At 64.0% G+C, this 21,811-nt stretch carries 21 protein-coding genes; 17 read left to right on the top strand and 4 right to left on the bottom strand.

Annotated features, from left to right (window positions below):
• Positions 1-9 precede the first annotated feature (9 nt).
• The 3 genes from CIT39_RS10935 to CIT39_RS10945 form a co-directional block, all read right to left on the bottom strand.
• A complete protein-coding gene (locus CIT39_RS10935) occupies positions 10-981 on the bottom strand; it encodes an ABC transporter permease (protein WP_094975347.1) in 972 nt (323 codons plus the stop codon).
• A gap of 9 nt (positions 982-990) precedes the next feature.
• Positions 991-1,971, bottom strand: a complete 981-nt coding sequence (locus tag CIT39_RS10940) for an ABC transporter permease (protein WP_094975346.1) — start codon at positions 1,969-1,971, stop codon at positions 991-993.
• 103 nt (positions 1,972-2,074) lie between these two features.
• Positions 2,075-3,670 (bottom strand): ABC transporter substrate-binding protein, encoded by a 1,596-nt coding sequence (locus CIT39_RS10945; protein ID WP_094975345.1) that lies wholly within the window; start codon positions 3,668-3,670, stop codon positions 2,075-2,077.
• 374 nt (positions 3,671-4,044) lie between these two features.
• Between CIT39_RS10945 and CIT39_RS10950 the strand changes: the two genes are divergently transcribed.
• The 6 genes from CIT39_RS10950 (at position 4,045) to CIT39_RS10975 (ending at position 11,770) form a co-directional block, all read left to right on the top strand.
• Complete coding sequence (locus CIT39_RS10950) at positions 4,045-4,302, top strand: DUF6489 family protein (RefSeq protein WP_094975344.1); 258 nt, start codon at positions 4,045-4,047, stop codon at positions 4,300-4,302.
• Positions 4,302-5,102: an alpha/beta hydrolase family protein gene (locus CIT39_RS10955; RefSeq protein WP_094975343.1), complete on the top strand. Its 801-nt coding sequence runs from the start codon at positions 4,302-4,304 to the stop codon at positions 5,100-5,102. The genes CIT39_RS10950 and CIT39_RS10955 overlap by 1 nt, the downstream gene beginning before the upstream one ends.
• 46 nt (positions 5,103-5,148) lie before the next feature.
• Entirely contained in the window at positions 5,149-6,699 is a 1,551-nt protein-coding gene (locus CIT39_RS10960) for a WS/DGAT/MGAT family O-acyltransferase (protein WP_094975342.1), read from the top strand.
• 10 nt (positions 6,700-6,709) lie between these two features.
• Positions 6,710-7,705, top strand: a complete 996-nt coding sequence (locus tag CIT39_RS10965; protein WP_094975341.1) for an alpha/beta fold hydrolase — start codon at positions 6,710-6,712, stop codon at positions 7,703-7,705.
• A 34-nt stretch (positions 7,706-7,739) separates the two neighbouring features.
• The gene (locus CIT39_RS10970; protein WP_094975340.1) at positions 7,740-10,976 is read left to right on the top strand and encodes a bifunctional cytochrome P450/NADPH--P450 reductase; all 3,237 of its coding nucleotides are present in this window, start codon (positions 7,740-7,742) and stop codon (positions 10,974-10,976) included.
• A 119-nt stretch (positions 10,977-11,095) separates the two neighbouring features.
• The gene (locus CIT39_RS10975) at positions 11,096-11,770 is read left to right on the top strand and encodes a spermidine synthase (protein WP_094975339.1); all 675 of its coding nucleotides are present in this window, start codon (positions 11,096-11,098) and stop codon (positions 11,768-11,770) included.
• Here the strand turns inward: CIT39_RS10975 and CIT39_RS10980 are convergent.
• Positions 11,767-12,681 carry an alpha/beta fold hydrolase gene (locus CIT39_RS10980; RefSeq protein ID WP_094975338.1) on the bottom strand — a complete coding sequence of 305 codons (915 nt, stop codon included), beginning with the start codon at positions 12,679-12,681 and terminating at the stop codon, positions 11,767-11,769. The genes CIT39_RS10975 and CIT39_RS10980 overlap by 4 nt on opposite strands.
• Before the next feature lie 163 nt (positions 12,682-12,844).
• Here CIT39_RS10980 and CIT39_RS10985 point away from each other — a divergent pair, with 163 nt between their 5' ends.
• The 11 genes from CIT39_RS10985 (at position 12,845) to paaD (ending at position 21,809) form a co-directional block, all read left to right on the top strand.
• Complete coding sequence (locus tag CIT39_RS10985) at positions 12,845-13,225, top strand: hypothetical protein (protein WP_094975337.1); 381 nt, start codon at positions 12,845-12,847, stop codon at positions 13,223-13,225.
• Complete coding sequence (locus tag CIT39_RS10990; protein WP_094975336.1) at positions 13,222-14,304, top strand: PHA/PHB synthase family protein; 1,083 nt, start codon at positions 13,222-13,224, stop codon at positions 14,302-14,304. Before CIT39_RS10985 ends, CIT39_RS10990 begins: the two co-directional genes overlap by 4 nt.
• A complete protein-coding gene (locus CIT39_RS10995) occupies positions 14,301-14,894 on the top strand; it encodes a GNAT family N-acetyltransferase (RefSeq protein WP_162308445.1) in 594 nt (197 codons plus the stop codon). Before CIT39_RS10990 ends, CIT39_RS10995 begins: the two co-directional genes overlap by 4 nt.
• A gap of 188 nt (positions 14,895-15,082) precedes the next feature.
• A complete protein-coding gene (locus tag CIT39_RS11000) occupies positions 15,083-15,538 on the top strand; it encodes a phasin (RefSeq protein WP_094975334.1) in 456 nt (151 codons plus the stop codon).
• Between the two features lie 224 nt (positions 15,539-15,762).
• A complete protein-coding gene (locus tag CIT39_RS11005; protein WP_094975333.1) occupies positions 15,763-17,046 on the top strand; it encodes a DUF445 domain-containing protein in 1,284 nt (427 codons plus the stop codon).
• A 189-nt stretch (positions 17,047-17,235) separates the two neighbouring features.
• Complete coding sequence (locus CIT39_RS11010) at positions 17,236-18,006, top strand: esterase/lipase family protein (RefSeq protein ID WP_094975332.1); 771 nt, start codon at positions 17,236-17,238, stop codon at positions 18,004-18,006.
• Positions 18,007-18,303: 297 nt separating this feature from the next.
• Positions 18,304-19,170 (top strand): phenylacetic acid degradation operon negative regulatory protein PaaX, encoded by an 867-nt coding sequence (gene paaX / locus CIT39_RS11015; RefSeq protein WP_094975331.1) that lies wholly within the window; start codon positions 18,304-18,306, stop codon positions 19,168-19,170.
• A gap of 76 nt (positions 19,171-19,246) precedes the next feature.
• Positions 19,247-20,239 (top strand): 1,2-phenylacetyl-CoA epoxidase subunit PaaA, encoded by a 993-nt coding sequence (gene paaA / locus CIT39_RS11020; protein WP_094975330.1) that lies wholly within the window; start codon positions 19,247-19,249, stop codon positions 20,237-20,239.
• A 9-nt stretch (positions 20,240-20,248) separates the two neighbouring features.
• Positions 20,249-20,536, top strand: coding sequence for a 1,2-phenylacetyl-CoA epoxidase subunit PaaB (gene paaB / locus CIT39_RS11025; protein ID WP_015687593.1), 288 nt, complete (start codon positions 20,249-20,251; stop codon positions 20,534-20,536).
• Positions 20,536-21,312: a 1,2-phenylacetyl-CoA epoxidase subunit PaaC gene (gene paaC, locus CIT39_RS11030; RefSeq protein ID WP_162308446.1), complete on the top strand. Its 777-nt coding sequence runs from the start codon at positions 20,536-20,538 to the stop codon at positions 21,310-21,312. Before paaB ends, paaC begins: the two co-directional genes overlap by 1 nt.
• The gene (gene paaD, locus CIT39_RS11035; protein WP_094975328.1) at positions 21,306-21,809 is read left to right on the top strand and encodes a 1,2-phenylacetyl-CoA epoxidase subunit PaaD; all 504 of its coding nucleotides are present in this window, start codon (positions 21,306-21,308) and stop codon (positions 21,807-21,809) included. The genes paaC and paaD overlap by 7 nt, the downstream gene beginning before the upstream one ends.
• The last annotated feature ends 2 nt before the right edge of the window (positions 21,810-21,811 follow it).

Genomic DNA, 21,811 nt, shown 5'->3' on the forward strand with positions numbered 1-21,811 from the left:
AGATTTTGCTCATCGGAGCTTCGGGTTGAGCGCGTCGCGCAGCCAGTCGCCGAGCAGGTTGATCGACAGGATCAGGCCCGCCAGCGCGATGCCGGGGAATGCGACGATCCACCATTCGCCCGCGAACAGATAATTGTTGCCGATGCGGATCAGCGTGCCGAGCGAAGGCATGGTGTCGGGCAGGCCGACGCCGAGGAAGGACAGCGTCGCCTCGGTGATGATCGCCAGCGCGAGGTTGATGGTGGCGATGACCAGGATCGGGCCCATCGTGTTCGGCAGCACGTGCCGCAGCATGATCTTCGGCGCAGGCAGGCCGATCAGCTGCGCGGCGGCCACATAGTCCTTGTTCTTCTCGACCATCACGGAGCCGCGCACCGTCCTTGCATATCCGACCCAGAAACTCAGGCCGATCGAGATCACCAGCACCACCAGCATGCTGGTGGCATCCAGGCGGTTGCCGAGGATCGATTTCGCGATGCCGTTGACCAGCAGAGCGATCAGAATGGCGGGAAAGGTCAGTTGCACGTCGGCGATCCGCATGATCACGCCGTCGATCGCGCCGCCGAAATAGCCGGCGATCAGCCCGAGCGCGATCCCGAGCGCGCCGGCGAAGATCACGCCGGCCACGCCGACGGCGAGCGAGATGCGCATTCCGTAGAGAATGGCGGAGAACACGTCGCGGCCCTGCTCGTCGGTGCCGAGCAGGAACGGGCTCTGGCCGTCGGCGGTCCAGAGCGGTGAGATGCGCGAGTTCATCAACTGAAGCTGCGCCGGATCGAACGGGTTCTGCACCGCAAGCACGGATGCAAAGATCGCGAGCAGGAAGAGCAGCGCGGTGATGGCCGCCGCCACCATGGTCAGCTTGGATTGGCGGAACGAATAGAAGATGTCGCTGTCGAGGGCGCGGCTGAGCCAGCTGCGACCGGCATGCGGGGGCGGCGCGCTCTGCTTGTCGGAATTGGAGGCGACGGCGTCGGACATGCAAGGGCCTTATGTAGCGCGGCCGACGGTCGCGCGCAGGCGCGGATCGACCACGGTGTAGAGGATGTCGACCACCAGATTGATGGTGACGAAGATCAGCGAGACCATGAGCAGGTAGGCGGCCATGATCGGGATATCGACGTTCTGCACGGCCTGCACGAACAGGAGACCCATGCCCGGCCACTGGAACACAGTTTCGGTGATGATCGAAAATGCAATAACCGAGCCAAACTGAAGTCCGGCCACCGTGATCACGGGGATCAGCGTGTTCTTCAGCGCGTGGCCGAAATGGATGGCGCGAGTGGTCAGTCCGCGGGCGCGGGCGAAGCGGATATAGTCGGTTCGCAGCACTTCAAGCATCTCCGCGCGTACCAGCCGCATGATCAGGGTCATCTGGAACAGGCCGAGGGTGATCGAGGGCATGATCAATGCCTTCAGCCCCGACAGCGTGAGCAGGCCCGTCGTCCACCAGCCGAGCTTGACCACCTCGCCGCGGCCGAACGAGGGCAACCAGCCCAATGTCACGGCGAACAGATATATCAGCAGGATGCCGATCAGGAAGGTCGGCAGTGAGATGCCTACAAGCGAAACCGCCTGGAACAACTTGGCGAGCACGGTGTCGCGTCTCAGCGCCGAGTACACGCCCATCAGGATGCCGCAGACCATCGCAAATACGGTTGCGCAGATCGCAAGCTCCAGCGTTGCGGGCAGGCGCTCCATCAGCAGCGCCGAGACCGGCTGGCGAAACTGATAGGAGACGCCGAACTTGAATTGCGCGGCATCGCCGAAATAGCGGATGAACTGCACCGGCACGGGATCGTCGAGGCCGAGCGATTTGCGCACGGCTTCGCGCTCGGCCGCAGGCGTATCCAGCGAGACGATCTGGTTGATGGGGTCGCCGGCGAAACGGAACATCGAGAACGCGATGATGCCGACGGCGAACATGACGCCGATGGCCTGCACGGCACGGCGAAGTGTGAAAGCGAGCATTCCTTCCACTTCCTTAGCGGAGCGTCCGGTCGACGTCGTTGCCGGCCGGAAAAGGAAAGGTCCCGGAAGCCTGATGCCGCCGGGACCCTGTGTTCAAACGACGTTAGTCCTTCTTGGTGGCCCCTTGGAACATGACGAGGTTGTCGGCACGCTGCGGCAGGTTCACCTTCTTGGAAACACCCCAGGCCAGAGCCTGCTGGTGCAGCGGGATGTACGCCCAGTCCTTGATGCTGATCTCATAGGCCTGCTTGATCAGCTGATTGCGCTTGGCGGTGTCGGTTTCGACCAGCACCTTGTCGGTGATCGCGTCGAAATCCTTGTTGCAGTAACCGCCGAGATTGGCCTCGCCGCGCGAGGATTTCGGATCGGTTCGGCAGCCCATGATGTCATAGAGCACGTTATGGGAGTCCATCGTGCTCGGCGTCCAGCCCAGCAAGTAGAACGAGGTCTGGTAGCCGCCCTGTTTCAGCACCTTGGCGAAATACTGCGCCTTGGGCTGGGCCAGCAGGTTGATCTTGACGCCGATGCGGGCAAGCATGCCGACCACGGCCTGGCAGATCGCGGCATCGTTGACGTAGCGATCGTTCGGACAGTCCATGGTGACCTCGAAGCCGTCGGGGTAACCGGCCTCGGCCAGGAGCTTCTTGGCGCCATCAGGATCGAATTTCGGCCGCGTGAAGTCCTTTGAGAGCGCGAACAACTCCGGGGCGATCATCAGCGCCGACGGCGTCGACAGCCCGCGCATCACGCGCGTCTTGATCAGCTCGATGTCGATCCCCTTGTAGAAGGCTTCGCGGACGCGGGCGTCCTTGAACGGGTTCTTGCCCTTGATGTTGGAATAGAGCAGGTCGTCGCGGGTCTGGTCGAAGCCGATGAAGATGGTGCGCAGCTCCGGCCCCTTCAGCACCTGGGCGTTCGGGCTCGCATCGACGCGAGCGATATCCTGGATCGGCACCGGCTCGATGACGTCGACCTCGCCCGAGAGCAGCGCGGCGACACGGGTGGCATCCGAGGCAATCGGGGTGAAGATGATCTCCTTCAGATTGCCTTCCATCTTGCCCCAGTAATTGGGGTTGGCCTTGAACACGGTCTTCACGCCGGGCTGGTGGCTCTCGATGATGAAGGGACCCGTGCCGTTCTCGTGCAGCGCCGCGTAGCTCGGCGATGTCGCGGACACCGGAGTCGGCTCGACGGCGTTGTTCGCCTCGGCCCACTTCTTGTCCATGATGTACCAGACGTCCCATGACGAATGCAGGATGGGATTGGGCGAGGGCAGGACGAAATCGACGGTGTAGTCGTCGACCTTGACGACCTTGACGCCTGGCGCGAGGCGGGTCTGCATGTTGGAGTTCTTGTTGCGGACACGGTCGGCGGAGAACACGACGTCGTCGGCGGTGAAGGGATCACCATTGTGGAATTTGACCCCCTTGCGCAGATGGAAGCGCCAGCGGGTCGGCTCCGGCGTCTCCCAGCTTTCCGCCAGAGCCGGGATGATCTTGAGATCCTTGTCGCGCGCGGTCAGGCCCTGATAGACGTGACCGAGATGGGCGTGGGTTGTGGACTCGTTCAGCGAGTATGGGTCAAGCGACTTCAGGTCACCCTGGTTGGCATAGCGCAGCGTCTGGCTCGACGCCGGGGAGACCGTCAACGCAAGCATACCGGCGAGCGTCGCCGCAAACAGACTTCGACTAACTGACATTCTTGACCCTCTCCACACCGCCGTGCCGGTGATTTTTGATTGTTCGGCCGGCTGATCAATCCATGTTGCCCAGAGTTCTCGGCCCGTGCAAGCGCCATTCCAGCAAGGAACGCGCCAAGTTGCACCGCTGTGCAGCAATGCTGACCAGCAGTTTGAGGGTGAAAGCTTCGTGGGCGATATTCGACCTTCGACCTGTGAATTCGCCGGATCGGTGTGGCAACGCCTCCGCCGCGGGGGGCTTCGCCAAGCGGTTTGATTGACCATAACCTCGATTGCAGAAGCCGGCGCCCTGCCGTCCGCCTCAGGTCGCTTGCGTTGCACGCCTTGTCGCGGCGATACTCCGCCAGGCTACTCGAATCTCATCTGGAGGGGACATGAAAGTTAATATCGAAATCGACTGCACCCCCCTCGAGGCCCGCCAGTTCTTCGGACTGCCCGACGTGATGCCGATGCAGACCGCCGTGATGGACAAGCTGCAGCAGCAGATGATGTCCAATATCGACAAGGTCTCGCCGGAATCCCTGATCCAGAGCTGGTTCACCTTCGATCCCAAGATCGCCGAGCGGTTTCAGGACATGTTCGTGACGATGGCGGGCCTTGGCGGCACGCGCAGCAGCGACAAGAAGAAATAATGCCGTCCGGGCCGGACGGGCGGCAGGCGCCGGGCGGGCTTCGTCCGCCGGGCCTCGCCCTGTTGCTTGCAGAAGCGCGCGGCCTGTTCGAATTCAATGCGAGCCTGCTGCTGTCGCCGGTCCTGATGCGCGCGCCCAGGGGCGACGGTCATCCGGTGCTGGCGCTGCCGGGATTCCTGGCCAGTGATCTCTCGATGGTTCCGATGCGGCGCTACCTCGGTGAGCTCGGCCATGAGGCACATGCCTGGCGGATGGGCCGCAATCTCGGCGGTCTCGGCCGGATGCGGGAGTCGCTGCGGGCGCGTCTGGCCGAAATCCATGCTGCGAGCGGACGCAAGGTCAGCCTGGTGGGATGGAGCCTTGGCGGCGTCTATGCCCGCGATCTCGCGCTCCAGGCGCCCGACATGGTCCGCTATGTCATCACGCTCGGCAGCCCGTTTGCCAATGACGTGCGGGCGACCAACGCCACGCGGCTCTACGAGGCGTTGTCCGGCGAACGGGTCGAGGATTTCGCCGAACTGCGCGAGGCGATCGCCGGCGATCTTCCGGTGCCGGCGACGTCGATCTATTCGCGTGCCGACGGTGTCGTGAACTGGCGGACCTGCTTGCTGCGTCCGTCAGACCGCGCCGAGAACATCGAAATTCACCTGGCGAGCCATCTCGGGCTCGGCGTTAACCCGGCGGCGCTGTGGGCCGTAGCCGACCGCCTGGCGCAACCGGAAGGGGAATTCTCGCCATTTGACCGGGCCGGGCCGTTTGCCATTGCATATGCCCCGCCGGAACAGGCAATATCGGCCTGACGAGAAGCGCCGGCCAAGGCGCCCGTCAGATTTGCGGGAGGGAACTATGGCTGACGGTAAGAAGCTGTCGTCGCTGGACGCGTCGTTTCTCTATCTGGAAACGCCGGAGATGCCGATGCATGTCGGCAGCATGGCGATCTTTCGCCTGCCCGACGACTACAAGGGCGACTTCTTCGAAGACTTCAAGGCGATGATCGTCTCGCGCCTGCACATCGCGCCGATCCTCAAGGCACGCCTTGAGAAGGCGCCGCTCGACATCGATCATCCCTCCTGGGTCGAGGACGATCAGTTCGACATCGACCGCCATATCTTCCGCGCCAGCCTGCCTCAGCCGCGCGACCGCGCCACGTTGGAGCGCATCGTCGGCTGGATGCACGCCAAGCTGCTGAACCGCGCGCGCCCCCTCTGGGAATTCTACGTGTTCGAGGGCATGAAGGACAACGAGGTCGGGCTCTATTCGAAGATGCACCATGCCGCCATCGACGGCGGCGCCGGTGCGGCGCTCACCAACATGATCTACGACATCTCGCCGATCCCGCGGAAGGTCGAGCCGCCGGCGGCAGGCACCAAGTCCGGACAGGAGCCGCGCGACATCGCCGCCAACCTGCTCGATTCCTATCAGCAGCTCTTTACCCAGCCGCTCGATGCTTCGGCGGCCGCGAAGAACCTGCAACTGCCGCGCACCGGCAAGAGCGACATCGGCTCGATCCTGTTCGACAATGCGATGTACCAAATCGAGAGCGCGGTGCGCTTCGCCGGCAACATCCCGACCGTGCTCAAGAGCGTGTCCGACGTCCTCGGCAAGGTCGCCGATCCCAAATCGCGCGAGAGTCTCGCCAGCATGGTGTCGCCGCCGACCATGCTCAACAAGACCATCTCCTCGGAGCGGAGCTTCGCCGGCGTGTCGATCCCGCTGTCGCGGGCGAAGGCGCTGGCCAAGCAGGCCGGCGGCAAGCTCAACGACGTCGTGCTGGCGCTCGCCTCCGGCGTGGTCCGGCGCTACCTTCAGCAATATAGCACGTTGCCGGCGAAATCGCTGACGGCGGCGGTGCCGATCTCGCTGCGCGAGGAGGGTAACACCGAGGCCAACAACCAGGTGTTCGGCATGATCTGCGCGATCGCGACCAACATCGAAGATCCCAAGGCGCGGCTTGAGGCCATCATCGCGCAGTCGACCAAGTCCAAGGAGATGTCGCATCCCCTGCGTGCGCTGATGCCTCAGGTCTCCAACATCTCGATGCTGGGCGCGCCGATGATGGTGCAGATCCTGGCGCTGCTCTACAGCCGCTCGAACCTGTCGGACGTGCTGCCGCCGGCAGCCAACATCACCGTGTCCAACGTGCCGGGGCCGCGCCAGACGCTTTATGCGGCCGGCGCGGAGCTATTGCACATCTTCCCGGTGTCGATCTCGACGCACGGGCAGGCGCTCAACATCACCGTGCAGAGCTACCGCGACCAGCTCGATTTCGGCTTCATCGTCGGCGCCAACATCATTCCGCATGTGCAGGTGATGTGCGACATGTTGCCGGAAGAGTTTGCCGCGCTGGAGGCGGCCCACGCGCCGCCGGTGGCGGATATCAAGGGCGCTGCCGAATAGGAATGTCTCAATGATCGAAATGCCGCCGCTCAAGTTCGCGACGACGAACGGAATCCGCATGGGCTATTACGAGGCGGGCCCTGTCACCGACAAGCCGCCGGTCGTGCTGTGTCACGGCTGGCCCGAGCTCGCTTTCTCCTGGCGCCACCAGATCAAGGCGCTGAGCGAGGCCGGCATTCGCGTGATCGCGCCGGACCAGCGCGGCTATGGCGCAACCGACCGGCCCGAGGCTGTCGAAGATTACGACATGGAGCATCTGACCGGCGATCTGGTCGGGCTGCTCGATCATCTCGGGATCGACAAGGCGATCTTCGTCGGCCACGACTGGGGCGGCTTCGTGGTCTGGCAGATGCCGCTGCGGCACCCCTCGCGTGTCGCCGGTGTCGTCGGCGTCAACACCCCGCATTGGGACCGCGCGCCGATCGACCCCATTGCGCTGTTCCGCCAGCGCTTCGGCGACCAGATGTACATCGTCCAGTTCCAGGATCCCGCGCGCGAGCCGGACAGGATCTTCGGCAGTCGCGTCGAGCAGACATTCGACGCCTTCATGCGCAAGCCGATGCCGCGGCCGGCGGCGAAGCCGGACGAGCCGCCGATTGCAGGCGTCGGCGCTTCGTCCAAGACCAATCTCGCCTTCCCTCAGATGATCGCGGCCTATGACGCCAAGGCCGATCCTCGCACGCCGATCCTGTCGGCCGACGAGAAGAAGGTGTTCGTCGACACGTTTACGAAGACGGGCTTCACCGGCGGGATCAACTGGTATCGCAACTTCACCCGCAACTGGGAACGCGCGAACGGGCTGGATCATCACATCCATGTGCCGTCGTTGATGATCATGGCCGAGAACGATGCGGTGCTACCGCCGTCGGCGGCCGACGGCATGGAGAAGCTGATCGGCGATCTCGAAAAGTATCTGGTGAAGGATAGCGGCCATTGGACGCAGCAGGAGAAGCCGGAAGAGGTCAGCGCCAAGCTGATCGAATGGCGTAGAAGGCGGTTTGGCTAGCGTTGACGGCCAGCGCAGGGGGAAGCGTAGTTAAATGTCATCCAAGAACCGTCTGGACCCGATCCCGCATCCACCGACCAAGCCGGTGGTCGGAAACATGCTGTCGCTGGATTCGGCCGCCCCCGTGCAGCACTTGACGCGGCTCGCCAAGGAGCTCGGTCCGATCTTCTGGCTCGACATGATGGGCTCGCCGATCGTTGTTGTCTCCGGCCATGATCTCGTCGACGAACTCTCCGACGAGAAGCGCTTCGACAAGACGGTGCGCGGCGCGCTGCGGAGGGTGCGCGCGGTCGGCGGCGACGGCCTGTTCACGGCCGATACCCGCGAGCCGAACTGGAGCAAGGCGCACAACATTCTGCTGCAGCCGTTCGGCAACCGCGCCATGCAGTCCTATCACCCGAGCATGGTCGATATCGCCGAGCAGCTCGTCCAGAAATGGGAGCGGCTCAACGCCGACGACGAGATCGACGTCGTTCATGACATGACCGCGCTGACGCTGGACACGATCGGCCTGTGCGGTTTCGACTACCGCTTCAACTCCTTCTACCGGAGCGACTATCACCCCTACGTCGAGTCGCTGGTGCGCTCGCTCGAAACCATCATGATGACGCGCGGCCTGCCGTTCGAGCAGATCTGGATGCAGAAGCGGCGCAAGACCCTCGTCGAAGACGTCGCTTTCATGAACAAGATGGTCGACGAGATCATCGCCGAACGGCGCAAGAGCGCAGAGGCGATCGACGACAAGAAGGACATGCTGGCGGCGATGATGACCGGCGTCGACCGCTCGACCGGCGAGCAGCTCGACGACGTCAACATCCGCTATCAGATCAACACCTTCCTGATCGCGGGGCACGAGACCACCAGCGGGCTGCTGTCCTACACGCTCTATGCGCTGCTCAAGCATCCGGAGATCCTCAAGAAGGCCTATGACGAGGTCGATCGCGTCTTCGGCCCCGACGTCAACGCCAAGCCGACCTACCAGCAGGTGACGCAGCTCACCTACATCACGCAGATCCTGAAAGAGGCGCTGCGGCTATGGCCGCCGGCGCCGGCCTATGGCATCTCGCCGCTGAACGACGAGACGTTCGGTGGCGGCAAGTACAAGCTCCGGAAGGGAACCTTCACCACCATCCTGGTGACGGCGCTGCATCGCGATCCCAGCGTCTGGGGGCCGAATCCGGATGCATTCGATCCCGAGAATTTCAGCCGCGAGGCGGAAGCCAAGCGGCCGGTCAATGCCTGGAAGCCGTTCGGCAACGGCCAGCGCGCCTGCATCGGCCGTGGCTTTGCCATGCACGAGGCGGCACTGGCGCTCGGCATGATCCTGCAGCGCTTCAAGCTGATCGACCATCAGCGCTATCAGATGCATTTGAAGGAAACGCTGACGATGAAGCCGGAAGGCTTCAAGATCAAGGTCCGTCCGCGCGCCGATCGCGAGCGCGGAGCTTATGGCGGGCCGATTGCGGCATCCAGCTCAGCGCCGAAGGCGCCGCGCCAGCCGACGGCGCGGCCCGGCCACAACACGCCGATGCTGGTGCTGTACGGCTCCAATCTCGGCACGGCGGAAGAACTCGCGACGCGCATGGCCGATCTCGCCGAGATCAACGGCTTTGCCGTGCATCTCGGGCCGCTCGACGATTACGTCGGCAAGCTGCCGCAGGAGGGCGGCGTGCTGATCATCTGCGCGTCCTACAACGGCGCGCCGCCCGACAACGCGACGCAGTTCGTCAAATGGCTCGGCAGCGACATGCCGAAGGACGCTTTTGCCGGCGTGCGCTATGCCGTATTCGGCTGCGGCAACAGCGACTGGGCTGCGACCTATCAATCGGTGCCGCGCCTGATCGACGAGCAATTGTCGGCGCATGGCGCGCGCGCGGTGTATCCGCGCGGCGAGGGCGACGCGCGCAGCGATCTCGACGGCCAGTTCCAGAAATGGTTCCCGGCGGCCGCGCAGGTCGCGACCAAGGAATTTGGTATCGACTGGAATTTCACCCGTACCGCCGAGGACGACCCGCTCTATGCGATCGAGCCGGTGGCGGCGACCGCCGTCAACACCATTGTGGCCCAAGGCGGTGCCGTCGCGATGAAGGTGCTCGCCAACGATGAGCTCCAGAACAAGGCAGGGTCCAATCCGTCGGAGCGCTCGACGCGCCATATCGAAGTGCAGCTGCCCTCCAACGTCAGCTACCGGGTCGGTGATCATTTAAGCGTCGTCCCCCGCAACGATCCGACGCAGGTGGATTCAGTCGCCCGCCGCTTCGGCTTCCTGCCGGCCGACCAGATCAGGCTGCAGGTTGCCGAGGGCCGCCGCGCACAGCTGCCGGTGGGAGATGCCGTGTCAGTCGGCCGCCTGCTCAGCGAGTTCGTCGAACTGCAGCAGGTTGCGACGCGCAAGCAGATCCAGATCATGGCCGAGCACACCCGCTGCCCCGTCACCAAGCCGAAGCTGCTGGCTTTCGTCGGCGAGGAGGCTGAGCCGCTCGAGCGTTACCGCGCCGAGATCCTGGCCAGGCGCAAATCGGTGTTCGACCTGCTGCTCGAACATCCCGCCTGCGAATTGCCGTTCCATGTCTATCTGGAAATGCTCTCGCTGCTGGCGCCGCGCTATTACTCGATCTCGTCCTCGCCGTCGGTCGACCCGGCGCGATGCAGCGTCACGGTCGGCGTGGTCGAAAGTCCAGCCGCCTCGGGGCGCGGTGTCTACAAAGGCATCTGCTCGAACTATCTCGCCAATCGGCGTGCGGGCGATGCGATCTACGCCACCGTGCGCGAGACCAAGGCCGGTTTCCGCCTGCCGGATGATCCGTCGGTGCCGATCATCATGATCGGCCCGGGCACCGGCCTTGCGCCGTTCCGCGGCTTCCTCCAGGAGCGCGCCGCGCGCAAGGCGAAGGGCGCCACCCTCGGACCCGCGATTCTGTTCTTCGGTTGCCGCCATCCCGATCAGGATTTCCTCTATGCGGACGAACTGAAGGCGCTGGCGGCGGGGGGCATCACCGAGCTGTTCACGGCTTTCTCGCGCGCGGACGGTCCGAAGACCTATGTGCAGCATGTGCTTGCCGCGCAGAAGGACAAGGTCTGGCCGCTGATCGAGCAGGGCGCAATCGTCTATGTCTGCGGCGACGGCGGCAGGATGGAGCCTGACGTGAAGGCGGCACTGGTCGCGATCCATCGCGAGAAGAGCGGCGGCGATGCGGCAGCCAGTGCGCGCTGGATCGAGGAGATGGGCACGACGAACCGCTATGTGCTGGACGTCTGGGCGGGCGGATAGGCGAAGATGACCCTCGTAGCCCGGATGAGCAAAGCGACATCCGGGATCTCGCGGCACGAGCGGTCCCGGGTATCGCGTCGCTCACCCGGGCTACGAAGTATTCATGCTAAACGTCTTCCATGATTCCCTGGAAAAAAATCGACACCGCCAAAATTCCCGGCTCCGACGAAGAGCTTCGCTTGATGCAGCGGGGCAAGGAGTTCTCCATCAAGCTCGGCACCAACGAGCTGATGAACAACCGGCTGTCGGGCTCGGAGGCTGCACTCGCAACGCTCGCGGCGAAGCAGATCGAGAAGGTCGCAAAGCCTGTCGTCCTGATCGGCGGCCTCGGCATGGGCTTTACGCTGCGTGCAGCGCTGACCGTGCTCGGGCCCAAGGCGAAGATCGTGGTCTCGGAGCTCGTGCCCGCAGTGGTCGCCTGGGCGCGAGGCCCGATGGCTGAGGTCTTCGGCGATAGCCTTGATGATGCCAGGGTCAGCATCCGCGAGATCGATGTCGGCGAAGTCATCCGTGCCAAGAGTTCGGCCTTCGACGCCATTCTCCTCGACGTTGACAACGGGCCGGAGGGGCTGACCCGGAAGGGCAATGATGCGCTCTACAGCGCGAGCGGGCTGGGCGCGGCGAAGATGGCGTTACGGCCGGGCGGGGTGCTCGCCGTCTGGTCGTCGGGACCCAATCCCGCCTTCAACAAGCGCCTCAAGCGCGCCGGCTTTGATGTCAATGAAGTCACGGTCCGCGCCACCGGCAGGGGCGGTGGCGCGCGACACGTGATCTGGATGGCGAAGAAGAGCTAGGCCGCCTGCGCCGCCGCGCCATGCGCGTGCTTGTCGATGGCGCCGATGATCTCCGGCCAGAACCGCATCGGAAGCGCGTGGCCCATGCCGTCGATCATCAGCAGCTTTGCGTTCGGAATTGACGCCGCCGTGTCCTTGCCGCCCTCCGGCCGCACCAGCGGATCGACGGTGCCGTGAATGACGAGTGTCGGCGTCTGCACGGCATGCAGCCGCTCCTTGCGGCTGCCGGAGGCGAGCACGGCGCGGAGCTGGCGGCCGACGCCGGCCGGATTGAGCCCGCGCGCGAACACGCGCTCGGCGCGTTCAGGGTCGAGCGCTTCCTCCTCCGGGAAATGTCCGGCGCGCAACACCTTCCAGGTCTGGCCGTAGCGGACGATGAACTCCTCCTTGCTGCGCGGTGGCGGCGCCATCAGCATTGCGGCGGCCTCGCGCGTCGGCGGCGGCACGCGCGGATTGCCTGTCGTCGACATGATCGATGTCAGTGAGCGGACACGGTGGGGAAACGACAACGTGACCTCCTGCGCGATCATGCCTCCCATGGACGCCCCGACCAGATGCGCCGATCTGATGCTGAGCGCATCCATCAGCCCGACCGTGTCTTTCGCCATGTCGATCAGCTTGTACGTTGCGGCGACGGGAATCCTGAGGAAGCGCAGCTTCAGCAGCTCGAGCGGCGTCAACCGCTTGCCGCCCGTCAGATGGCTCGACTTGCCGATGTCGCGATTGTCGAAGCGGATCACGCGGAAGCCGCGTGCGGCAAGCTGCACGCAGAACGCATCGTCCCAATGGATCATCTGCGCCCCGAGCCCCATGATCAGCAGCAGCGGTTCCGCATTGTCGTTGCCAAAGATCTCGTAGCAGATGTCGATGCCGTTGGCGCGGACGGTCTGAGGCGGCTGATGGGCGTTCACGGCGGCGTTCCCTTTCCCTTTTGACCAATGCTGTATCGCACGCTTTTCTCTCGCGATGAAGCCGCGCGCGCCGGGGCACCTTGCCGGTTGACCGGCATCTCGCGACGGTGTGGTATGGCGAACAAAGAAGGGCATCGCAGCTCTCGATCACAGGAGGACGCCGATGACCGACAAGACCCATGACCCAGTCGCCATGTGGCAGAAGATGGTGGGCGAGATGGAGAAGGGGTTCAACTCCTTTGCAAATCAGGCCATGGCGTCGCCCGAGTTTTCGCAAGCCGTGAACCGGGCCGGCGGCGTTGCTGCAGGTGCTCAGAAGCAGCTCGGCGAGCTCATGGAGAAGTATCTGGTCACGATGAACTTGCCGAGCCGGGAACAGGTCACGGGTCTTGCGGAACGGCTGCAGTCGGTCGAAGCCCAGATCGGCGAGATCAAGTCCATGCTCAGTCGGATGGCGGCGGGTTCCGGGAGCCCGCAAGGCGTGGACGCTGCCCCGCGGCCGCCGCGGACGAAGCGTCCGCCCTCCGAAGGAGAGCAGACGTGAACGCGCCGACGGGACTCGATTTCGCATCCATCCCGGAGCGCATCCAGAGCGAGGTCCAGCGCGCGATCCAGCGCAGCATCAAGGGCGTAGAATATTTCTCGACCTCGGGCCCGTCGCTGGGTTCGACGCCGAAGGATGTGCTGCATTCACGCGGCACCATGAATCTCTATCACTATCGGCCGATGTCGGACGAGATCTATCGCGTGCCGGTGCTGATCGTGATGGCCACCACCAACCGCGGCTACATCCTCGACCTCGTGCCCGGGCAGAGCTTCATCGAGTTCCTGCTCAAGCGCGGTTACGACGTCTACATGCTCGACTGGAGCGCGCCGCGGCCGGAGGAGAAGAGCCTGCGGATGGAGGACTACGTCCTCGACTTCATCCCGGATTGCGTTCGCCGCGTGCAAGCCGATTCCGGCGAGCAGGACGTTTCCGTCGTCGGCTATTGCTTCGGCGGCGTGCTGTCGCTGCTGTACGGCGCGATCCACGCGGACGGGCCGATGAAGAATTTGATCTGCTTCACCACGCCGATCGACTTCCGCGAGATGAAGCTGTTCTCGAATTTCTCCGACCGCCGCTATTTCGACGTCGACCGCCTCGTCGACAGTGTCGGCAACGTGCCGCCGGAGATGATCCTGTCCTCGTTCGAGATGCTGCGCCCGGCCTCGCGCACCGTCAGCCAAATTCAGCTCTGGGAGAACATCTGGAACGACGAGTTCGTCAAATCCTACCGCATGTTCGACCGTTGGGCGACCGACACGCTGCCGCTGGCCGGCGAGTATTTTCGCACCATCACCAAAGACCTGATGTGGGACAACAAGCTGTTGAACAACACCATGTCGGTCGGCGGCCGCGCCGCCAAGCTCGAGGATATCAAGGTGCCGTTCCTGCACGCGGTCGCCGAGCACGATCACATCGTGCCGTATGAGGCCGCCAAGCACCTGATCGCGAAGATTGGATCTGCGGACAAGGAAGAGGTGATGCTGAAGGGCGGTCACGTCTCGCTCGTCGCCGGCGCCAACGCCGTGAAGCGGCTGTGGCCGAAACTGGATTCCTGGCTGGGAAAGAGATCGACATGAGCGAGCAGCGTTCCTATCCGCGTCACGTCAAGACCGACGCCGGCGATATCGAGATTCGCCTGATGTCGCCCGCGGACGAAGCCGCGGTGCTCGCCTTCGGCAAAGGCCTGCCGACCCACGATTTGTTGTTTCTTCCGCGCAACATCAGCGAGCCGAAGGTGCTGTCGGCCTGGGTCAAGGAGATTGAGCGGGGCGCGATCACGAGCCTGCTTGCGGTCAGGGACGGCAAGGTCGTCGGCTGCGGCACGCTGGTGCGCGATCCGCACTCGTGGTCGCCCCATGTCGGCGAGATCCGCATGGTGGTCTCGCTCCACGTTCGCGGGAAGGGGGTGGGGCGGGCGCTGTCGCAGGAGACCTTCGCGCTCGCGCTCGGCGCGGGCCTGGAAAAACTCTCGGTCCAGATGACGGTCGACCAGCAGGCCGCGATCGCCGTTTTCGAGAGCCTCGGTTTCAAGGCAGAAGCATTGCTGCGAGACCACGTCCGGGACATCGACGGCAAGACCCACGACATCGTCGTGCTCGGCCACAACATCGCGCAGGTCCAGGCCCAGATGGAGGCTTATGGCCTGCCGGGCGCCGTCCAGCACTAGGTTCGGACGGACTGGGCCGGTCAGAGAGGCGCCAGATTGCCTCCGATTGAAGCTGTTCACGAAATCGTGATATCGCACCGCAATATGAATGTTGCAGCGCACCATTAACTATGCCATATAGGAAGTGCCCCGGGCCAATGAGGACGGGGTGAGCCCATAGCTCAAAGCAATGAGGATGGAGAAACCCCATGACCACTGAAACCAACACCGCTTTCGAGGGCTTCAAGGACGCTTTCAAGAACATCCAGAACCTGGAAGTTCCCGAGGCTGCCCGCGAGTTCGTCAAGAAGTCCGCCAACACCGCCAAGGACCGTGCTGCCGAGGTGTTCGCTGGCTCCGAGCGCGTGACCGCCGCCGTCGAGAACGCTGTGACCGAATCGGTCACCGAGGCCGGCAAGATCAGCCGCAACATCCAGCAGGCGATCTATGACGACGCCCAGGCGTTCTTCGCCGGCATCGACAAGCTTGCGTCCGCCAAGTCGTTCAGCGAGGCCGTCGAGATCCAGTCGAGCTTGCTCCGCTCCCGCGGCGAAGTGTTCGTCTCGCGCGCCAAGGCGACCGCGGACTACGTCGGCCAGCTCGCGGCCAACAGTGCCAAGTCCGCTCAGGACAATTTTGCCAAGGTCTACAACAAGACCGCCTGATCCGGCGCCCTGAGACCAAACTGAATTTGAGGCCCGCTTCGGCGGGCCTTTTGTTTTTGTCTGCTGCGTTCCCCGGATGCAGCGCAGCGCGCCGTTCTTGCGGCGTGGTGCTCTGCTGATCGGGGTCCATGCTGCCTTGGACGCTGTGCCCCGGTTCTGCGGCGCATCGCTTCGCGCTGCACCGCGCCCGGGACACGCGGAGATCTACACGCTAAGTATTCACAATGACACCACGCACTTTCTCCTTCGACACCCCAGGCGATGCCGAACGCGCGGCCGAACTGCGCCGCGTCAAGACGCTGGCGACAATGGTGCTGGCTTCGACGCTTGCCCTGTTCGTCGCCGCGAAGTTGCTGCTTCCCGTGCACCCCGTGTTCGGCTTCATCGCGGCCTTCGCGGAAGCGGCAACCATCGGCGGCCTCGCCGACTGGTATGCCGTCGTCGCGCTGTTCAAGCGGCCGCTTGGCTTGCCTATCCCGCATACCGCGATCATCCAGAGCAACCAGGCCCGCATCGCCGACAAGCTCGGCGAGTTCATCCAGGTGCATTTCCTCTCGGCAGATCCCGTAGAGGCCAAGCTGAAGGAGATCGATTTCGGCTCCTTCGTCGCCGACTGGCTGCGCGATCGTAAGCGCAGCGATGATTTGGCGCGCTTCGCGCTGCGCTTGTTGCCGGAAGCCGTCTCGGCAACCGAGAGCTCGGGCCTGATGACCTTCATCATTCGCCGCATGTCTTCGCAGCTGCAGGCGATCGACCTTGCGCCGCTTGCGGCCGGCACGCTGCGTGGCTTCGTGGCGGAGGGGCGCCACCAGATCCTGTTCGACGATCTCCTGCGCGTGATGCACGAGACGCTGAACCAGACAGAGACGATGGGGATGATCCGCGAGAAGGTGCGCGCGGAATTGCCGACCCTGCTCAGGCTTTATCGTGCCGACAAGTTTCTGGTGAACAAGATCGTGGCCTCCGCCACCGCCTTCTTCAACGAGGTGCGCAGCGATCCCAAGCATCCGTTCCGCGGCGAGTTCGATCGTATGGTGCTGAGCTTCGTCGACCGGCTCGGCACCGACCAGGCGTATATCGACCGGATCGACGGGCTGAAGCGCGATCTGCTGGCGCGGCCCGAGCTTGCCGATCTCGCCCGCACCGTCTGGGCCAACACGCGCACCTTCATTGAACGCAGCGCGAGTGGCGAGACACAGGTGCTTCAGCATCATCTCGCCGGAATGTTCGCGGCTGCCGGTGAAGCCCTCGCGGGCGATGTTGAGCTGCGCGGCGAGATCAACAAGGGGCTGGTCACGGTGCTGCGCAGCTTCGTCGCCGACCAGAAGAGCGGCGTTTCGATCTTCATCTCCGACCAGGTCAAGGCGTGGGACATGGCGCAGTTGATTTCGCTGATCGAAATCAACATCGGGCGTGACCTGCAATACATCCGCTTCAACGGCTCGCTGATCGGCGGCCTCGCCGGGCTCGCGCTCTACTCCGTAGAATTCCTGCTTCGATGGCTGTGACTTTTGCGTCACGGACGTTAGCATTAACACGCGGGCCTATTGTCGCCCCGCCACTCTCCCGCTTGAATGTCGGGAACCGGCCGCCTAGCTGATTCATGTTGCGCTGCGGAACGATCCAGAAGCCGGCGTGTTGGAAATTCATGCCCATTTTGCCGGCCTCTCGACCGGCCCTTCTCAGGGGAAACAGTGATGACCGCTTCTGCCCAGACGCTGCGTGCGCCGTCCAAAACTCTGATGTTTTTGGAAGGGCGTGCGATCCATGAGTTCGGCGCGTTCCTGGGCGCACTACCTCTGTTGAGTCTTGCGCCGCGTGGCGACGGGCATCCGGTGCTCGTGCTGCCGGGCCTCGTGGCCTCGGACGCCTCCACGGGCGCGCTACGCACGTTCCTGGGCAGCAAAGGCTATCCGGTGAGCGGCTGGCGCCAGGGCCGCAATTACGGCCTGCGTGACGGTGTACAGCACGCGATGGTCGATCTGGTCGAGGAGCTCAACGACACCCATGGCCGCAAGATCAGCCTGGTCGGCTGGAGCCTCGGTGGCCTCTATGCGCGTCAGCTCGCCAAGATGATGCCCGAGCGCGTCCGTCAGGTGATCACGCTCGGCAGTCCTTTTGCGGGCAATCCCCGTTCGACCAATGCCTGGCGCGTCTATGAATGGGCGAGCGGGCAGAAGTCCGACGAGGTCGATCCCGAGTTCGGCGGCGAGCTTGCCGCTCCGCCGCCGGTACCGACCACGGCCATCTTCAGCCGCACCGACGGCGTCTGCGCCTGGCAGGGCTGCATGGAGAAGAAGGGTGCGCAGACGGAGAGCATCGAGGTCGAGAGCAGCCATTGCGGCATGGGGCACCATCCGGCCGTGGTCTATGCGGTCGCCGACCGCCTCGCGCAGAAGGAGGGCCAGTGGCGCCCCTTCGACCGCAGCGGCTGGCGTGGCCTGGCGTATCCCGATCCGCATCGGTAGGTTCTTCACCTCTCCCGCCTACGGCAGGGCAATCGCATATGGGAGCGACCTCGCCTGTGGCCATCCTTCGAGACGCCCGCCGTTGGCGGGCCCTCAGGATGAGGACCCTCGTGCGCGGCATCAGTTTCAACGAGCTCCAATGCTGCATAGCCTCATCCTGAGGAGACCGCGAAGCGGCCGTCTCGAAGGACGAGGCGTGCGCTCAAATCTCTCCTCAAGTCATATGCGATATGGGGATACTGACAGCGTCGCACCCGTCCATTGTCGCGCCCGCATCAAACGCGCTATGCCTCGCGCATGGCGCATCCGCTCTCCCGCATCATCGACCAGCTCAAGCGCGAGCCGTCGCGCACCGGCTCCATCGTCATCACCGTGTTCGGCGACGCCATCGTGCCGCGCGGCGGTTCGGTGTGGCTCGGTACGCTGCTGGAATTCTTCGAAAGTCTGGACATCGATGCCGGCGTGGTGCGCACCGCGATGTCGCGCCTTGCCGCCGACGGCTGGCTCACCCGCGAAAAGGTCGGCCGCAACAGCTTCTATCGCCTGGCCGACAAGGGGCGCCAGACGTTTGAGGCTGCGACGCGGCACATCTACGATCCGCCACCATCCGATTGGACCGGGCGCTTCGAGCTGCTGCTGATCGGCAGCGGGGAGGATCGTGACGCTTCGCGCGAAGCGCTCCGTAATGCCGGTTTCGGCAGTCCGCTGCCGGGCGTGTGGGTCGCGCCGTCGGGCGTGCCGGTGCCGGATGAAGCCGCAGGCGCGATCCGCCTCGAAGTCTCGGCAGAGGACGACAGCGGCCGTCGTCTGCTCAGTGCGAGCTGGCCGCTGGATCGCACCGCGGATGCCTATCTGAAATTCATGAAGACGTTCGAGCCGCTACGTGCCGCACTTGCGCGTGGCTCGGAGCTGTCCGAGGCCGACGCCTTCACCGCACGCATCCTCTTGATCCACCACTACCGCCGCGTCGTGCTGCGCGATCCGCTGTTGCCCGAAAGCCTGCTGCCGACGAACTGGCCGGGCAGGGCCGCACGGGAGCTGTGCGGCGAAGTCTATCGCGCGCTGCTTCCTTCCTCCGAACAATGGCTTGATGGACATGGAACCAACGAGAAGGGGCCATTGCCACCGGCCCGAAAGCTGCTGGAAAGGAGGTTCGGAGGCTGATTTTTATGTTACAGAAATATCTTGCATGACTTAGTTCTTGTTATATATTGTCTCCCAATAAATGGGAGGACCGCGCATGTATACCCAGGCGCTGAACACGGCCGAGACCGATGATCGCGGTCTTGAGGACGCGGCCAAGGCTGCGCTATTCCAGGCCCGGATCGATGCCGAGGAACGCATCGAGCCGAACGACTGGATGCCAGCGGCCTATCGCAAGACGCTCACTCGCCAAATCTCCCAGCACGCCCATTCCGAGATCGTCGGTATGCTACCGGAGGGCAACTGGGTCACCCGTGCGCCGACCCTGCGCCGCAAGGCCGCGCTGCTCGCCAAGGTGCAGGACGAGTGCGGCCACGGGCTCTATCTCTATGCCGCCGCCGAGACGCTCGGCTCCTCGCGCGAAGAGCTGGTCGACGCCATGCTCGCGGGCAAAGCCAAATATTCCTCGATCTTCAACTACCCGACGCTGACCTGGGCCGACATCGGCACCATCGGCTGGCTGGTCGACGGCGCCGCGATCATGAACCAGATCCCGCTGTGCCGCTGCTCCTACGGCCCCTATGCCCGCGCGATGATCCGGGTCTGCAAGGAGGAATCGTTCCACCAGCGTCAGGGCTACGAGATCATGCTGACGCTGTGCCGCGGCTCGGACGAGCAGAAGGCGATGGCGCAGGATGCGCTGAACCGATGGTGGTGGCCGGTGCTGATGATGTTCGGCCCGCCCGACGCCACGAGCCAGCACAGCGACACCTCGACGAAGTGGAAGATCAAGCGCTTCTCCAATGACGAACTGCGCCAGAAGTTCGTCGATGCCACCGTGCCGCAGGCGCACTATCTCGGCCTCACCATTCCCGATCCCGGTATGACGCAGGATGCCGAGGGGCATTGGCGCTACAGCGAGATCGACTGGACCGAGTTCAAGCAGGTGCTCGCCGGTAACGGCCCCTGCAATCGCGACCGCATGGCCGCGCGCCGCAAGGCGCACGACGAGGGCGCATGGGTACGCGAAGCCGCCGCCGCCTTTGCGGTGAAGCGCGCGCAGCGCCAGACCGCACAAGCCGCGGAATAGGAGATCAATATGGCCACGCCGAACACGCCGCTGTGGGAAGTCTTCATTCGCAGTCGCAACGGGCTCGCGCACAAGCATGTGGGATCGCTGCATGCGAGTGACGCCACCATGGCCCTGCAGGCCGCCCGCGACATCTACACCCGCCGCGGCGAGGGCCTGTCGATCTGGGTCGTGCCGTCGAGCGCGATCACCGCCAGCGATCCTGCTGAGAAGGGCATGATGTTCGAGCCGGCGGAATCGAAGATCTACCGGCATCCGACCTTCTACGAGGTGCCCGAGGAAGTGGGGCATATGTGATGGCGACCGCCAACATCCAGGTCTCCGAAACGCCGTTGGTGCTCTACGCGCTGCGCCGTGCCGACGATGCGTTGATCCTCGGCCACCGGCTGTCGGAATGGTGCGGGCATGCGCCGATGCTGGAAGAGGACATGGCCCTCTCCAACATCGCGCTCGACCTGATCGGCCAGGCGCGCGAGCTCTATACCTATGCGAGCAAGGTCGAGGGGAGGGACAACGACGAGGACAAGCTCGCTTACTTGCGCGACGTCAGGCAATACCGCAATTTGCTGCTGGTGGAGCAGCCCAACGGCGATTTTTCCCAGACGCTGGTGCGGCAGTTCTTCTATTCGGCTTTCGCGGATCTCTACTGGCGCGCGATGATGGATTCGCGCGATACGACGCTCGCGGCCATTGCCGCCAAGTCGGAGAAGGAGAGCGCCTATCATGTGCGCCACGCTTCGGAGTGGCTCATCCGGCTCGGCGACGGTACCGATGAGAGTCATGCCCGCGCGCAAGCCGCGGTCGATCACCTCTGGGCCTTCACCGGCGAGATGTTTGCCGTCGATGACGGCGAGCGCGCCCTGATCCATGCGGGTATTGCGATCGATCCCGGCACCTTGCGCGGTCGCTGGTTGCAGACGCTTTCCAACGTCGCCAGCGAAGCCACACTGGTCTTGCCGCAAAACGACTGGATGCAGCAAGGCGGCCGCGCGGGCCGGCACAGCGAACATCTCGGCCATCTCCTGTCCGAGCTGCAATCGATGCAGCGCACGTTCCCGGGGCTGACATGGTGAGCGTGCTCGACCGCGACAGCGAGCTGCGCCGGCGCGCCTGGGACGCCGCGGCGAGCGTGGTCGATCCCGAAATTCCGGTGCTGACCATCGCCGACCTCGGCGTGCTCCGCGAGGTTGCGCTCGACGGCGATCATGTCGATGTCGCGATCACGCCGACCTATTCCGGCTGCCCGGCGATGAACATGATCGCGCTGGAAATCGAGGTCGCGCTGGAGCGCGCTGGATTCCGTGGCTCAAAGGTCCGCACGGTGCTGTCGCCGGCCTGGACCACCGATTGGATGAGCGAGGAGGGCCGCCAAAAGCTGCGCGCCTACGGCATCGCGCCGCCGCAGGCCTCGAACTCGCGCCGGGCATTGTTCGGCGCCCAGGCCGTCGCCTGCCCGCAATGTGGCTCCGAGAACACCGAGCTGCTGTCCGAATTCGGATCGACCTCCTGCAAGGCGCTGTGGCGCTGCAAGTCCTGCCGCGAACCCTTCGATTACTTCAAGTGTCATTGACC

Origin of the sequence: Bradyrhizobium symbiodeficiens (assembly GCF_002266465.3) — a bacterium.
Taxonomy (GTDB): Bacteria; Pseudomonadota; Alphaproteobacteria; order Rhizobiales; family Xanthobacteraceae; genus Bradyrhizobium; species Bradyrhizobium symbiodeficiens.

Coding starts and splice junctions, on each gene's coding strand:
- paaB (WP_015687593.1), top strand. CDS start 20,249: ATGGCCACGCCGAACACGCCGCTGTGGGAAGTCTTCATTCGCAGTCGC.
- CIT39_RS10995 (WP_162308445.1), top strand. CDS start 14,301: ATGAGCGAGCAGCGTTCCTATCCGCGTCACGTCAAGACCGACGCCGGC.
- CIT39_RS10935 (WP_094975347.1), bottom strand. CDS start 981: ATGTCCGACGCCGTCGCCTCCAATTCCGACAAGCAGAGCGCGCCGCCC.
- CIT39_RS10955 (WP_094975343.1), top strand. CDS start 4,302: ATGCCGTCCGGGCCGGACGGGCGGCAGGCGCCGGGCGGGCTTCGTCCG.
- paaD (WP_094975328.1), top strand. CDS start 21,306: ATGGTGAGCGTGCTCGACCGCGACAGCGAGCTGCGCCGGCGCGCCTGG.
- paaA (WP_094975330.1), top strand. CDS start 19,247: ATGTATACCCAGGCGCTGAACACGGCCGAGACCGATGATCGCGGTCTT.
- CIT39_RS10970 (WP_094975340.1), top strand. CDS start 7,740: ATGTCATCCAAGAACCGTCTGGACCCGATCCCGCATCCACCGACCAAG.
- CIT39_RS10960 (WP_094975342.1), top strand. CDS start 5,149: ATGGCTGACGGTAAGAAGCTGTCGTCGCTGGACGCGTCGTTTCTCTAT.
- paaC (WP_162308446.1), top strand. CDS start 20,536: ATGGCGACCGCCAACATCCAGGTCTCCGAAACGCCGTTGGTGCTCTAC.
- CIT39_RS10940 (WP_094975346.1), bottom strand. CDS start 1,971: ATGCTCGCTTTCACACTTCGCCGTGCCGTGCAGGCCATCGGCGTCATG.
- CIT39_RS10965 (WP_094975341.1), top strand. CDS start 6,710: ATGATCGAAATGCCGCCGCTCAAGTTCGCGACGACGAACGGAATCCGC.
- CIT39_RS10950 (WP_094975344.1), top strand. CDS start 4,045: ATGAAAGTTAATATCGAAATCGACTGCACCCCCCTCGAGGCCCGCCAG.
- CIT39_RS10975 (WP_094975339.1), top strand. CDS start 11,096: ATGATTCCCTGGAAAAAAATCGACACCGCCAAAATTCCCGGCTCCGAC.
- CIT39_RS11005 (WP_094975333.1), top strand. CDS start 15,763: ATGACACCACGCACTTTCTCCTTCGACACCCCAGGCGATGCCGAACGC.
- CIT39_RS10985 (WP_094975337.1), top strand. CDS start 12,845: ATGACCGACAAGACCCATGACCCAGTCGCCATGTGGCAGAAGATGGTG.
- paaX (WP_094975331.1), top strand. CDS start 18,304: ATGGCGCATCCGCTCTCCCGCATCATCGACCAGCTCAAGCGCGAGCCG.
- CIT39_RS11000 (WP_094975334.1), top strand. CDS start 15,083: ATGACCACTGAAACCAACACCGCTTTCGAGGGCTTCAAGGACGCTTTC.
- CIT39_RS10945 (WP_094975345.1), bottom strand. CDS start 3,670: ATGTCAGTTAGTCGAAGTCTGTTTGCGGCGACGCTCGCCGGTATGCTT.
- CIT39_RS11010 (WP_094975332.1), top strand. CDS start 17,236: ATGACCGCTTCTGCCCAGACGCTGCGTGCGCCGTCCAAAACTCTGATG.